At 64.1% G+C, this 15965-nt stretch carries 2 protein-coding genes; both read left to right on the top strand.

The annotated features are described in order from the left end of the window. The first annotated feature begins 421 nt into the window (after nt 1–421). Nucleotides 422–10081: a non-ribosomal peptide synthetase gene (locus BFP92_RS22950; RefSeq protein WP_065931236.1), complete on the top strand. Its 9660-nt coding sequence runs from the start codon at nt 422–424 to the stop codon at nt 10079–10081. After that, nucleotides 10078–15965, top strand: a 5888-nt coding sequence (locus tag BFP92_RS22955; RefSeq protein ID WP_275656405.1) for a non-ribosomal peptide synthetase, incomplete at its 3' end; no start/stop codon positions are given. The genes BFP92_RS22950 and BFP92_RS22955, both read left to right, overlap by 4 nt.

A 15965-nucleotide genomic window follows, 5' to 3' on the forward strand; every position in this document is an offset into this window, starting at 1 on the left:
GGTTGTCGGTTTCGTGCTTTTTTTATCTTAAAAAAATCATATAAAACAGATAGTTAAATTTTTAATTGCGAAATAATTCAATGTCCGCCGATTGTCCGGGTTTCAGGTGACATACAGTCCAAAGTGCCAGTGCTTAAATTTGCCAATAAGGTCGTCAGGTGACGGGTGGGCGGCTGTTTTTATCGGAATTAAACTGTCGGGTGCGGGACTTTAATTAATTTTAAGTCTGACCTTTTCCACACTTCCTGATCTTGTTCGCCTCAACTTCCCTCGCTGCTGCGCTGTGACCCAGGCGGCACTGAAAAAACTCTGAGAAGGCATTTATGAAACGTTTTTCTGCAGTGGCCATGGGCGACTTTGTCGCGAAAAAAATCCCGTCATGCAACCTTGCCTTAATCGGTTTTGTCGCGCAGGTGACCGCATGAATTCGTCCCTGCAGCCACCGCAGACCTTCCCCCTGACCGCCGCGCAGAAAGCGATCTGGCTGGACCAGATCAGCCAGGGTGATTCGCCGCTGTACAACATCGGCACCTACCTTGAACTTAACGGTCCGGTGAGCCCGGAGCGGATGCACCGTGCTGTCGAAGTACTGGTGGCCAAGCATGATGCCTTGCGCCTTACGCTGCTGGACGCTACCGATGCCGATGGCGTCCCCCTGCAATGCATTGCGCCTGCCGTGCCGACGGCGGTGCCGCTGTTTGATGTGTCTGAACAGGCCGATCCTGTCGGCGCTGCGTTGGCATTGATGGAGGAGCACATGGGCCGGGCGTTTTCCCTGACCCAGGCGCCGCTGTTTCGCTTTTTCCTGATCAAGCTGGGCGAGGCGCATTACTACTTCGCCAACCAGGCCCATCACCTGATTCTCGACGGCTGGGCCTTCGGCGAAATGCTGCAATCGCTGGGCGACATCTACAGCGACCTGGCTGAAGGTCGGCAGCCCGAAATGGAGACCAGCTCCTACGTCGACTTCATCCATGACGACGCGCGCTACCGCGAGTCGGCCCGTTATGAAAAGGACCGCGAATACTGGCAGCACAAGTACCAGACGCTGCCCGAGCCCCTGTTTGCCCCGCGTCACCAGGACCAGCACGCCAACGGCAAGGCCCCTGGCCGGCATTACATTCGGCCGTTCCCGGTGGTGTTGCACGATCGCATGGGCGAACTGGCGAAAGCCTGCCAAGCCTCGACGTTTCATGTGCTGCTGGCGGCGATGTATGTCTACTTCACCCGCGTGACCCAGCGCGATGAGTGGGTGGTGGGCCTGCCGTTGCTCAACCGCTCGGCCAAGTTCAAGTCAACCCTGGGCATGTTCACCCAGGTCAGCGCCGTGCGCTTCAGCCTCGGTCGCGAGCTGACCTTCAGCGCCCTGGTCGGTGCCGTACGCGATGCGCTCAAGCAGGACTACCGCCATCAGCGTTTCCCGCTGAGCGGCATGAACCTGCGCGCCGAAGCGGGTTCACTGTTCGACCTGACGCTGTCCTACGAACAGGACGATCATCTGTACCAGTTTGCCGAGCAGCGTGGCCACACGGTCAAAGTCACCAACAACCACGAGCAGATGCCCCTGGCGTTTCACCTGCGGGCGAGCAACCACAAGGACAAGGCGTGGGCGCACTACGTCTATAACGAAGCGTATTTCGACGCCGATGAAATCGAGGCCCTGGCCGAGCGCTTTACCTATGTGCTGGAGCAAGCGCTGGAGAACGCCGAGCGTACGGTGAGTGAGTTCTCGTTGATCACCGAGACGGACCACGCGCTGATGCAGCACTGGAATGCGGGCGCGGGCACGTACCCCAGCCATGAGACGATTCATGCGCTGTTTGAGGCCCAGGCGGCTTCGCGCCCCGATGCGACGGCACTCATGTTCGAAGGTCTGCGCCTGAGCTACGGCGACCTGAACCGGCGCGCCAACCAGGTTGCGCATCGCCTGTTGAGCCTGGGCGTGCGCCCGGATGATCGCGTGGCGATCTGCGTCGAACGTGGCCTGGAAATGATCGTTGGTTTACTGGGCATCCTTAAGGCCGGGGCCGGTTATGTACCGATTGACCCGGCCTATCCGCAGGAACGCATCAGCTACACCCTGCAAGACAGCGCACCGGTGGCGGTGCTGGTGCAGCAGGCGACCCACGCCCTGGTGGCCGAGTTGTCGGTGCCGGTGATCGACCTGGATTCGGCGGGCTTGCAAGTCGAGTCAGTGATGAACCCACAGGTGCCCGGCCTGACCTCGGCGAGCCTGGCGTACGTGATCTACACCTCTGGCTCCACCGGCCAGCCCAAGGGCGTGATGATTGAGCATCGCAACGTGGCGCGCTTGTTCAGCGCCACTGAGGCCTGGTTCGATTTCAATGATCAGGACGTGTGGGCGCTGTTCCACTCGTTTGCCTTCGACTTCTCCGTTTGGGAAATCTGGGGTGCGCTGATCCATGGCGGGCAGTTGCTGATAGTGCCGCAGCTCACCAGCCGTGCGCCGGACGCCTGTTATGCGCTGCTGTGCAGCGCCGGCGTCACCGTCCTCAACCAGACGCCGAGTGCCTTTCGTTCGTTGATCGCGGCCCAGGGCCAGAGCGAGCTCAAGCACTCCCTGCGTCAGGTGATCTTCGGTGGCGAAGCCTTGGAGCCGGGCATTCTGAAACCCTGGTATGCGCGCATGGCCAACGCCGGCACGCAACTGGTGAACATGTACGGCATCACCGAAACCACCGTGCACGTGACCTATCGCGCGCTGGCCGCCGCAGACGCCTGCCGGGTCGGTACCAGCCTGATTGGCGGGCGGATTCCGGACCTGCGCGTGTACATCCTCGATGCCCAGGGCCAGCCCGTCCCGCACGGCGTGGAAGGTGAGTTGTATGTGGGCGGGGCAGGGGTGGCTCGCGGTTACCTGAACCGGCCTGAATTGAATGCCGAGCGTTTCCTCAACGACCCGTTCGATGGCACTGCGGGTGCGCGCATGTACCGCACCGGTGACCTTGGCCGCTGGCTGGCAGACGGCAGCATCGACTACCTGGGGCGCAATGACGACCAGGTGAAGATCCGGGGTTTCCGCATCGAACTGGGTGAGATCGAAGCGCGCCTGGCTGCCTGTGACGGCGTGCGCGAGGCGGTGGTGATTGCCCGCGAAGACGCACCCGGTGACAAGCGCCTGGTGGCCTACCTCATTGCCTGCGAGGGTGCCGAACCTTCGGCTGGCGAGTTACGCACGCAGTTGTTGGCGTCGCTGGCCGACTATATGGTGCCCAGCGCGTTCGTGGTGCTGGAGCGCTTGCCGCTGACCACCAACGGCAAGCTGGATCGCAAGGCTTTGCCGGCGCCCGATACCGAGGCCTATGCGCGGCGCGAGTACGCAGCGCCGCAGGGTGAGCTGGAAACCACCCTGGCACGCCTCTGGAGCGAACTGCTGGGTGTCGAGCGGGTAGGGCGCCACGACCAGTTCTTCGAACTCGGCGGTCATTCGCTGTTGGCGGTCAAGCTGATCGAGCGCATGCGCCAGGTCGGCCTGAACGCGGATGTGGGCGTACTGTTCGGTCAGCCGACCCTGGTGGCGTTGGCCGCCGCCGCCGGCAGCCGACACCAGGTGCACGTGCCTGCCAATGCGATCCCGGCCGGTTGCACGCGGATTACTCCGGCCATGCTGCCCCTGGCGCAGTTGCCACAGGAACAGCTCGACCGCGTCGTCGCCGGCATCCCCGGCGGTGTCGCCAACGTACAGGAAATCTACGCGCTGGTGCCGTTGCAGGAAGGCATCCTGTTCCATCACCAGACCAGCACCGAAGGCGATCCCTACCTGCTACAGGTGGTGTTGCGCATGCACAGTCGCGAGCACGTGCAGGGCTTTGCCGACGCCCTGCAGCAGGTCATCGACCGCCACGATATCTTGCGCACCTCAATGGCTTGGCAGGGGCTGGACGAACCTGTGCAAGTGGTCTGGCGCGAAGCAAGGCTACCGGTGCAGCACATGCAGTTCGACCCGGCACTGGGTGATGTTGCCGCGCAACTCTGCACACGCTTGGACCCGCGTCACACGCGCATGGACCTGACACGCGCACCGCTGATGGCCCTGCATTTTGCCGAAGACCAGCCGGGCGCAGGCTGGGTGGCAGTGCTGCAGTTCCATCACCTGATTGATGACGCCACCTCACTGGCGCTGTTGGGCCAGGAAATCGAGGCGCTGGCGCAAGGTCGTGGTGATCAGCTGGCGCCATCGGTGCCGTACCGCAACTACGTGGCACAGACCCGCTTGGGCATCAGCCAGGCCGCTCACGAGACGTTCTTCCGCGAGATGCTCGGCGATGTTGACGAGCCGAGTTTGCCGTTTGGCCTGCAGGATGTGCAGGGTGACGGGCTGGGTGTCACGCAAGCCAGCCTGCCCGTGGCGCCACTGCTCGGTCAGCGCCTGCGTGCCCAGGCCCGACGCCTGGGGGTGAGCAATGCCAGCCTGTATCACTTGGCCTGGGGCCAGGTGGTCGGGCATCTGGCCGCGCGTCGCGACGTGGTGTTCGGCACCGTGCTGATGGGCCGCCTGAGCAGTGGCGAGGACGCTGACCGTGCCTTCGGCATGTTCATCAATACCTTGCCGCTGCGGGTGGAAGCAGGCGACCAAGGCGTCGAAAACGCACTGAAGACCACCCATGCACGGTTGGCCGCCTTGCTCGGCCATGAACATGCGCCGCTGTCTTTGGCCCAACGTTGCAGCGGTGTGGCAGCGCCCACACCGTTGTTCAGCGCATTGCTCAACTATCGCCATGCCGCGGTCGGTGCACAATCGGCGCAGGATGCCGGCAAGGCGCTGACCTGGGCCGGGGTGGAAATGACCGGTGGCGAAGAGCGCACCAACTTCCCGCTGATGTTGTCGGTGGACGACCTCGGTGACGCATTTGGCCTGAGCGTGCAGGCCGTGGCCGGTGTCGATCCGCAGCGCGTCTGCGGCTACATGCACCGTGTGCTGGAAGCCATTGCCGAAGCTTTGGAGCACCAGCCGGAACAACCTCTGCAGCACCTCGCGATCCTGCCGGATGCCGAGCGCCAGGAAGTGCTCGCCCACTTCAACGCCTTCGCGGTCGACTACCCGGCCATCGCGACGGTGCACGTGCTCTTCGAAGCGCAGGCGCAGCGTCAGCCTGACGCGGTTGCCGTCACCTATGAAGGCCAATCCCTGAGCTATGGCGAGTTGAACACCCTGGCCAACCGGATTGCCCACCGCCTGATTGCCGATGGCATTGGTGCCAATGACCGTGTGGCCATCTGCGCCGAACGCAGCGTGGAAATGGTCGCCGGCCTGCTGGCGATACTCAAGGCTGGCGCCGGCTACGTGCCCCTGGACCCGGCTTATCCGGATGAGCGCCTGGCGTACATGCTGCAAGACAGCGCGCCCAAGGCCCTGCTGACCCAGCAGCGCCTGGTGCAGCGCTTCAGCCTGTCCGCCGTGTCGATCTTGCTGCTCGATGCCGCCAACGTTGGCGATGGTTACCCTGCACACAACCCGCACGTGAGTGATCTGGGCGCCGAAGCCCTGGCCTACGTGATCTACACCTCCGGTTCCACCGGCCAGCCCAAGGGCGTCGCCATGCCCCATGGGCCGCTGGTTAACCTGATGCACTGGCAGATTGCGCAAACCCTGGCCGATGGCCGCCCGGCCCAACGCACCTTGCAGTTCGCCGCACTGGGCTTTGACGTGGCCTTCCAGGAAGTCTTCAGCACCCTGTGCGCCGGTGGTGAACTGTCGTTGATTCCGGGCGACCTGCGGCTCAATTTCCGCGAACTGTTCCGGCATATCTGCGAACGCGGCGTGCAGCGTCTGTTCCTGCCGTGCATCGCCCTGCAAGCCTTGGCCGAAGCCGTGGCCCAGACGCCTGAGCTCTGGCGTTTGCCCTGCGCGCTGAGCGATGTGATCACCGCGGGTGAGCAACTGCGTATCAGCGAACCGATGCGTGAGCTGTTCCAACGCCTGCCTGACTGCCGCCTGCACAACCACTATGGGCCGACCGAATCCCACGTCACCACCGCCTTGACCCTGGACGGCGATGCGGCGTCCTGGCCGGTGTTGCCATCGATTGGCGTGCCTGTGGCCAACACGCGTATCTACCTGCTCGACGAACACCTGCAGCCGGTGCCGTTGGGTGTCGCCGGTGAGATCTACATTGGCGGCGCCTGCGTGGCCCGTGGCTATTTGCACCGCGATGACCTGACCGCCGAACGCTTCCTGGCCGATCCGTTTGTACCTCAGGGCCGCCTGTATAAAACCGGTGACCTGGGCCGCTACCAACGCAACGGCGAGATCGATTACCTGGGCCGCAACGATGGCCAGATCAAGATCCGCGGCTTTCGCGTGGAGCTGGGCGAAATCGAAGCGCGCCTGGCTCAGCACCCTGGTATACGCGATGCGGCGGTGCTGGTGCGCGAGGACAGCCCTGGCGACAAGCGCCTGGTGGCCTATTTCACCGCTCACGTTGAAGCGGCGCCCAGCGGGGCCGACGAACTGCGCGCGCATTTGCAAGCGCTGCTGCCCGACTACATGATCCCGGCGGCCTATGTGCAACTGAGCGCGCTGCCGCTGTCGCCCAACGGCAAACTCGAGCGCCGCGCATTGCCGGTGCCGGATGTCGAGGCCTTTGCCAGCCGTGAATACGAAGCACCGCACAATGCCATCGAAACCACCCTGGCCGAGTTGTGGAGCCAGGTGTTGGGCGTGGCCAGGGTAGGGCGCCAGGACAACTTCTTCGAACTGGGCGGTCACTCGCTGCTGGCGGTCAAGCTGATCGAGCGTATGCGTCAATTGGGCCTGAGCGCCGATGTACGCGTGCTGTTCGGCCAGCCGACTCTGGCGGCCCTGGCCGCAGCCGTGGGCGGTGGCAGTGAAGTCCAGGTGCCGGCCAACCGTATCCCGGCTGACTGCGCGCACATTCGTGCCGACATGCTCAGCCTGATCGACCTCAGCCAGGAGACTCTCGACCGCATCGTCGCACGGGTGCCGGGCGGCGCGCGCAATGTGCAGGACATCTACCCGCTGGCGCCGTTGCAGCAAGGCATTCTGTATCACCACATCACCAGCGAGCAGGGTGACCCCTACTTGTTGCAGGCTACGTTCAGTCTGGAAACCCGCGCGCAACTCGACAGCTTCGCCCAGGCCCTGCAAGCGGTGATTGATCGCCATGACATCACCCGCACGGCGATCCTCTGGGACGACCTCGAACAGCCGGTGCAGGTCGTGCTGCGCCGCGCCGAACTGCCCCGCGAAGCCCTGCAGTTCGACCCCGCCCAGGGCAGTATGCTGGAGCAGTTGCACGCACGCTTCGATCCGCGCCAGGCGCGCCTGGTGTTGAGCAAGGCGCCGCTGCTGCACCTGGCGTATGTGCACGATGAAGCCAACCAGCGCTGGCTGGCAATGTTGCTGTTCCACCACATTGCCATGGACCACACCGCACTCGATGTGATCAGCGAAGAAGTGCTCGCCTACCGCAGCGGTGGTTTCGCGCAATTGGACGCGGCGATGCCGTACCGCAATTACGTGGCGCAGGCGTTGTTGGGCGTCAGCCAGGCTGATCATGAACAGTTCTTCCGCGAGATGCTCAGTGACATCGATGAGCCGACCCTGCCGTTTGGCTTGCAGCAAGTGCAAGGCGATGGGCTGTCGGCCGAGGAGGCCAAGCTCCAACTGGATGCGCCGCTGTGTCGGCGCCTGCGGGCGCAGGCGCGCCATCTGGGCGTCAGTGCCGCGAGCCTGCACCACCTGGCTTGGGCGCGGGTGCTGGCCAGCGTCAGTGGGCGTGATGAGGTGGTGTTCGGCACCGTGTTGCTCGGCCGCATGCAAAGTGGCGATGGCGCCGACCGTGCCCTGGGCATGTTCATCAATACCTTGCCGCTGCGAGTCAGCGTGGGCGAACAAGGCGTGCGGGCCGGGGTACGCGCCGTGCACGCCCGGCTCTCCGCGCTGCTGGGCCACGAGCATGCACCGCTGGTGGTCGCCCAGCGATGCAGCGCCGTGCCGGCGGCGTCGCCGTTGTTCAGTTCAATCCTCAACTACCGTCACAGCCCGTTGCAGGACAGTGAAGGGCCGCAGTATTGGTCCGGTGCCCAAGTGCTGGAGGTGCGCGAGCGCACCAACTATCCGTGCATGCTGTCGGTGGACGACCAAGGCGAAGGCTTTCTGCTCAGCGTGCAAACCTGCGGCGTGGATGCCCAGCGTGTGGCGGCCTATATGCAGACCGCCTTGCAACACTTGGTGGAGGCGCTGGAGACCGCGCCGCACACCGCCGTTGAGCAACTCTCGGTGCTGCCGGCGGCGGAGCGTGAAACCCTGCTGGAGCACTTCAACGACACCGTCAAGCATCACCCGCTGCAGCAGACAATTCACGGCCTGTTCGAAGCCCAGGTGCAACGCACACCGGACGCCGTTGCGTTACTGGCGGATGCCCAGCGCCTGACCTACCGCGAGCTGAACGAGCGCGCCAATCGCCTGGCCCATCATCTGCGCGAGCAGGGTGTGGTGCTGGAGTCGCGTGTGGGCATCTGCGTCGAGCGCAGCGCCGAGATGGTCATCGGATTGCTGGCGATCCTCAAGGCCGGTGGCGGTTACGTGCCGCTCGACCCTGCTTATCCGCTGGACCGCCTGGCCTACATGCTGGAAGACAGCGCGCCGGCCGTGGTCCTGGTCCAGGGCGCCACCCGCGCCTTGCTGGGTGACATCGACGTGCCGGTGATTGACCTGGAACGCGTCACCTGGCAACACCAGCCTGCCGGCAACCCGTTGATTGCCGAGCTGACCCCGCAACACCAGGCCTACGTGATCTACACCTCCGGCTCCACCGGCAAGCCCAAGGGCGTCATCAACGAGCACAGCCCGGTGGTCAACCGCTTGCTGTGCATGCAGGACACCTATCGCCTGGACAGCTCGGATGCCCTGCTGCAGAAAACCCCTTTCAGCTTTGACGTGTCGGTGTGGGAGTTCTTCTGGCCGCTGTTCACCGGTGCGCGCCTGGTGATGGCCCGTCCGGGCGGGCACAAGGACCCGGCGTATCTGTGTGAGGTGATCGAGGCCGAACAGATCACCACGGTGCACTTCGTGCCGTCGATGCTCGATGTATTTCTGGCCCATGGCGACGTCAGCCAGGCGGCCAGGTTGGTGCGGGTCATGTGCAGCGGCGAAGCGTTGCCAGGCCACCTGGTGCGGCGCTTCAAGGCGCAATTGCCGGGCATTGCGTTGTTCAATCACTACGGCCCGACCGAAGCCGCAGTGGAAGTCACGGCCTGGGATTGCAACGGCGCCGTCACGCCGGACAACACCCCGATCGGCAAGCCCATAGGCAACGTGCGCATGTACGTGCTCGACGCGCACTTGCAGCCGGTGCCCCTGGGGGTCAGCGGTGAACTGTTCATTGGCGGCGTGCAGGTCGCCCGTGGCTACCTGAACCGCCCCGAGCTGAACGCCGAACGTTTCCTCAAGGACCCGCACAGCGCGGGGCGGATCTACCGCACTGGTGACGTTGCGCGTTATTTGCCGGACGGCAACATTGAGTACCTGGGCCGCAATGATGACCAAGTGAAGATCCGCGGTGTGCGCATCGAACTGGGCGAAATCCAGGCACGCCTGGGCCAATTCCCGGGCATCCAGGAGGCCACGGTGCTGGCCCGCGAGGATGTGCCGGGCGACAAGCGCCTGGTGGCCTATTACACCGGCGTGCCGGCCGCCACCGAGGCCTTGCGTGCGCATTTATTGGAGCAATTGCCGGAGTTCATGGTGCCACAGGTGTTCGTGCACCTCGACGCGCTGCCGCTGAGCCCCAACGGCAAGCTCGACCGCAAGGCCCTGGCGGCGCCGGACATGGGCGCGCTACGCAGCCATGCCTACGAAGCGCCCGAGGGCGAAATCGAAACTACCCTGGCCCGGCTCTGGACGGAGTTGTTGAACGTCGAGCGCGTCGGTCGCCATGACAACTTCCTTGAACTGGGCGGGCATTCATTGCTGGCGGTCAGCCTGATCGGACGCTTACGCCAGGAAGGCATCGAAGCCAACGTCAAGGCGCTGTTCGAACACTCCACGCTGTGGGAGTACGCCGCAATTACGGAAAGAATGGAGATGGTCCTGTGAGTGTTATCGAACTGTTGGCGACACTGAAAGAAAAGGACGTGCAGTTGTCCGTCAAAGGCGACCAACTGGTGTTGCAGGGCAACAAGCTGGCCTTGAGCGAGCCGGGCGTGCTGGCTTCGCTGCGTGAACACAAGGCTGCGCTGATCGCCTTGATCAAGGCCGGTGACTACTCGGCGCAGCGCGCCGGGCAGGTCGACGTGCCGGCCAATGCCATTGCTATCGATTGCACCCATATTCGCCCGGCGATGCTGCCTCTGGTGAACCTGAGCCAGGCGAGCATCGACCATATCGTCGCCCAGGTTCCCGGCGGCGTGGCCAATGTGCAGGACATCTACCCGCTGGCGGCACTGCAGGAAGGGATCTTCTATCACCACGTGACGGCGCGCCAAGGTGACCTTTACCTGATGCGCTCACAGTTCGCGATCACTACGCGGCCACGCCTGGAGGCGTTTGCCCAGGCTTTGCAGCAGGTGATCAATCGTCACGATATCCTGCGCACCAGTATTGTCTGGGAGGGCCTGGATGAGCCGGTGCAAGTGGTCTGGCGCCAGGCGCAACTGGTGATCGACGAGGTGGCGCTCGACCCGGCCGACGGGCCGGTTACCGAGCAGTTGTACCAGCGCTTCGACGCCCGCGCCATGCACATGCACTTGGGCCGCGCGCCGCTGCTGCGCGTGGTTTTCAGCGAAGACCCGAGCAACCAGCGCTGGGTGGCGATGCTGTTGTTCCATCACATCGCCATTGACCACGTGGCCATGCAGGTGGTGTACGAGGAGATCCACGCTTGTCTGTACGGCCGTGCCGAGCAACTCGGCGCGCCGGTGCCCTACCGCAACTATGTGGCCCAGGCACGCCTGGGCACGACGGTGCAAGAGCACGAAGGGTTCTTTCGCGACATGCTCGGCGATCTGGATGAGCCGACCCTGCCGTTCGGCCATCAGGATGTCCAGGGCGATGCGCACGTGCATGAGCTGGCTCACGTGTTGGACGCGGACTTGAGCCGACGCCTGCGGGCCCAGGCCCGGCAACAGGTGGTCAGCGTCGCCAGCCTGCATCATTTGGCCTGGGCACAGGTGCTGGGGCGGATCAGCGGGCGCGATGATGTGGTGTTCGGCACCGTGCTGATGGGGCGCATGGGCGGCAGTGAAGGCAGTGAGCGCGGGCTGGGTCTGTTTATCAATACCTTGCCGCTGCGGCTGGACGTCGGGGCGCTGGACGTACAGGCCGCGACCAAGGCTGCCCATGCGCGCTTGACGCGCCTGCTGGGGCACGAGCACGCACCGTTGGCGCTGGCCCAGCGCTGCAGTCGCGTGGCCGCGCCTACACCGTTGTTCAGCGCCTTGATCAACTACCGCCAGAGCCTGGCGCCGACGGCGAACGTGGCGCAATGGGACGGTATCGAGTTGCTCGGCGGCGAGGGGCGCAGCAACTATCCCCTGGTGCTGTCGGTGGATGACGTCGGTGAAGACTTCAACCTGACGCTGCAAGGCGTGGCCAGCATGCCGTTACCGCGCATCCTCAGCTATTTGCTCACCGCGTTGCACACGCTGGTTGACGCCTTGGAACAGGGCCATGCCACATCCATGCAGGCGTTGCCGATCGTGCCCGACGATGAGCGTGCCCGCCAGGTGACGGGTTTCAATCGCAGCGCCAGGAATTACCCGCGCGGCCAGACCATTCACGCCTTGATCGAGGCCCGCGCGTTGGCGCTGCCCCACGCGTTGGCGGTGTGCCAGGGCGAGCAGCGACTGAGTTACCAGCACCTTAACGCGCGGGCCAACCAACTGGCCCATCACTTGATCAACCTGGGTGTCGGCCCTGATGACCGCGTCGCCATCTGTGCTCGACGCAGCGTCGACACCCTGGTGGGCCTGGTGGCGATCCTCAAGGCTGGCGCCGCCTATGTGCCGGTGGACCCGGCACACCCACTGGAACGTATTGCCTATCTGTTGCAGGACAGCGCGCCCGTGGCGGTGCTGGTGCAGTCGGCCACCGCCGCGTGCGTCGCCGGGCTTTCGGTACCGATCATCGACCTTGACGCCCCGGCCTGGCTTGCCGCCTGCGCCGACAACCCCCAGGTGCCCGGCCTGACCCCGGCGCACTTGGCTTATGTGATCTACACCTCCGGCTCCACCGGCCAACCCAAAGGCGTGATGGTCGAACACCAGACCCTGGAAAACCTGGTGAACTGGCATTGCGATGCGTTTGACCTGCACGTCGGCAGCCATACCTCCAGTGTCGCCGGCTTCGGTTTTGACGCGATGGCCTGGGAGGTGTGGCCGGCCTTGTGCGCCGGCGCGACCCTGCACCTGCCTCCCGCCCATCACGCCCAGGAAGACCTTGATGCGCTGCTGCAATGGTGGCTGGATCAGCCGCTGGACGTCAGCTTCTTGCCGACCCCGGTGGCCGAGTACGCTTTCAGCCAGTCACTGGAACACCCGACCCTCAAGACCCTGCTGATCGGCGGCGATCGTTTGCGCCAGTTCAATACGCCACGGCGCTTCAAGCTGATCAACAACTACGGTCCGACCGAAGCGACGGTGGTCGCGACCTCTGGCCTGATCGAAGCCGGCAAGACCCTGCACATCGGCAAACCGGTGGCCAACGCCCAGGTCTACGTGCTGGATGCGCAACTGCAACTGCTGCCCCAAGGGGTGGCCGGTGAGCTGTATGTGGCCGGTGCCGGGGTGGCACGCGGGTACCTGAATCGCGTGCAAATGACTGCCGAACGCTTCCTCAAAGACCCGTTCAGCCGCGACCCGCAGGCACGCATGTACCGCACCGGCGACCTGGTACGCTGGTGCGAGGACGGCACCCTGGAGTACCTGGGGCGTAATGACGACCAGGTGAAAATCCGCGGCGTGCGCATTGAACTGGGTGAAATCGAAAGCCGACTGGCTGAGCAGGCGCAGATCCGCGAAGCGGTCGTATTGGCGCGCGACGGTCGGCTGGTGGCGTATTTCACTGAATACGCCACTCAACCATCACCCGTGGACATCGAAACCCTGCGCAGCGCGTTGCAGGCACAGTTGCCGGAGTACATGGTGCCGAGCGCTTATGTGCGCCTGGACAGCCTGCCGCTGACCGCGAACGGCAAGCTTGACCGCAAGGCCCTGCCGGAGCCGGGTCTGGAGTCGATGCTCAATCGGGGTTATGCCGCACCTGAGGGTGAGGTGGAGACCACCCTCGCGCAGATTTGGGCGCAGGTGCTCAAGGTCGAGCAAGTAGGGCGCCATGACCATTTCTTCGAGCTGGGCGGGCATTCGCTGTTGGCCGTCAACCTGGTGGAGCGCATGCGTCAGGCCGGCCTCAATGCCGACGTACGCGTGCTGTTCAGCCAACCCACCCTGGCAGCGCTCGCGGCGGCAGTGGGCAGTGGCCACGAAGTGCAGGTGCCGGCCAACCTGCTGGTACCGGGCCTGCGCCACATCACCCCGGACCTGTTGCCGCTGGCGCAGCTCAGCCAGGCCAACATCGACTTGATCGTTGCAGCCGTGCCCGGTGGCGTGGCCAACGTGCAAGACATCTACCCCCTGGCACCCTTGCAGGAAGGCATTCTCTACCTGCACTTGTCGGCTGCGCACCGTGATCCCTACCTGCTCAAATCGCTGTTCGTCTTCGATGACCTCGCGCGCTTGCAGGCGTTTTGCCAAGCATTGCAACAGGTCATCGAGCGCCATGACATCCTGCGTACGGCCGTACTCTGGGAGGGCCTCGAGCAGCCGATGCAGGTGGTGTTGCGTCACGCCCAGCTGGCAGTTGAGGCGTTCAAGCCAACCCTTGCCGACGTGCCGGTCGTCGAGCAGTTGCGCGCGGATGTGCAGCGCCGTTATACCCGCCTCGATTTGAACCAGGCGCCGCTGATGCGCGTGGTCTACGCCGACGACCCGGCGAACGCAAAAGTCGTCGCGTTCTTTCTGTTCCACCACCTGGTGCTTGATCACACCGCCGTGGAGGTGGTGCAGCATGAGATGCAAGCCTATCTGCTCGGGCACGCCGACCGCCTGGGAGCGGCGGTGCCGTATCGCAACTATGTGGCCCAGGCGCGCCTGGGGGTCAGTGAGCAGGAACACGAGGCGTTTTTTTGCGCGATGTTGGCGGACATCGACGAGCCGACCCTGCCGTTTGGCCTGCACACTGTCGAGGGGGACGGGGAGGCCATTGAAGAAGCCAGCCTGACCCTCGACGCGACGGTGAGTCAGCGCTTGCGCACGCGTGCGCGGCAACTGGGCGTCAGCCCGGCCAGCGTGTTCCACCTGGCCTGGGCGCGGGTATTGAGCGTGGTCGCGCAGAACGACCGCGTGGTGTTCGGTACAGTGATGATGGGCCGCCTGCAGGGCGGTGACGGCGCCGACCGGGCACTGGGCATGTTTATCAATACACTGCCGTTGCGCGTCGATATTGACGCGCAAGCGGTGCAAGCGGCGGTCAAGGCCACCCACGCCAGCCTCAGTGGCTTGCTTGGCCATGAGCATGCCTCATTGGCCCTGGCGCAGCGCTGCAGCAGTGTCGCGCACTCCACGCCGTTATTCAGTGCCTTGCTCAACTACCGGCACAGCGCCGAGCCATCAGCGGCCGCGCTGGCCGAATACCAACATGCCTGGCGTGGCATAGAGGTGATTGACGTGCATGAGCGCACCAATTACCCGTTGAGTGTCAGCGTCAATGACCTGGGCGAGCAGTTCAGCCTGAGTGCATTGGCAGTGGCCGAGATCGGTGCAGAGAAAATCTGTGGTTACTTCAATACGGTCATCGAGCGCTTGGTCGACGCCCTGGAACACTCGCCGTTCGCGCCACTGAACCGCATTTCCATGCTGCCTGGGGCCGAGCGTGAGCAAGTGCTACAGGGGTTCAATGCCACTGCCAGGGACTACCCGCGCACGCAGACCCTGCATGCGCGTTTCCAAGAGCATGCTGCTGCGCAGCCGCTGGCACTGGCAGCGGTGCAGGGCGAGCAGTCATTGAACTATGCGCAGTTGAACCGGCGTGCCAACCAACTGGCCCACCATTTGCTCGGCCTGGGTGTGGCACCCGGCGAGCGCGTGGCGATCCTGCTGGAGCGCTCGCTGGACCTGCTGGTGAGCCAGTTGGCCATCAGCAAGTGCGCGGCGGTGTATGTGCCGCTGGACATCAACGCGCCGCTGGACCGTCAGGGCTTTATGGTTGCGGACAGCGGTTCACAGTGGCTGCTCACGTTGGCGTCGATCGAGGTGCCCGAGGGCGCTCGTCGTCTGGACCTGGACCGCCTCGATTTCACTGACACCCCCGACTGCAACCCGGCGCTGGAGCAATCGGCCGAGACGGCGGCGTACATCATGTACACCTCCGGCTCCACCGGCATGCCAAAGGGCGTATTGGTGCCGCACCGGGCAATTACGCGCTTGGTGATCAACAACGGTTACGCCGATTTCAATCAGCACGACCGTGTGGCCTTTGCCTCCAACCCGGCGTTCGATGCCAGCACCCTCGACGTGTGGGCGCCCTTGCTCAACGGCGGCGCGGTGGTGGTGGTCGACCAGGACACGCTGTTGTCCCAGGCAGATTTCGCCGCGCTGTTGCAGCAGCAAGCGGTCAGCGTGTTGTGGATGACCGCCGGCCTGTTCCACCAATACGCCGATGGGCTGCTGCCGCTGTTCACGCAACTGCGTTACCTGATCGTCGGCGGCGATGTGCTCGACCCAAGTGTCATCGCCCGAGTACTCAAGGACGGCGCACCGCAGCACCTGCTCAACGGCTACGGCCCGACCGAAGCCACCACCTTCTCGACCACCTTTGAAATCACCTCGGCCGAGGAGGGCAGCATCCCGATTGGCCGGCCGGTCGGCAACAGCCGTGCCTATGTGCTGGATGCCCATCAGCAACCGGTGCCGGTCGGCGTGACCGG

Source organism: Pseudomonas sp. 58 R 3, assembly GCF_900006605.1.
GTDB lineage: Bacteria > Pseudomonadota > Gammaproteobacteria > Pseudomonadales > Pseudomonadaceae > Aquipseudomonas > Aquipseudomonas salomonii.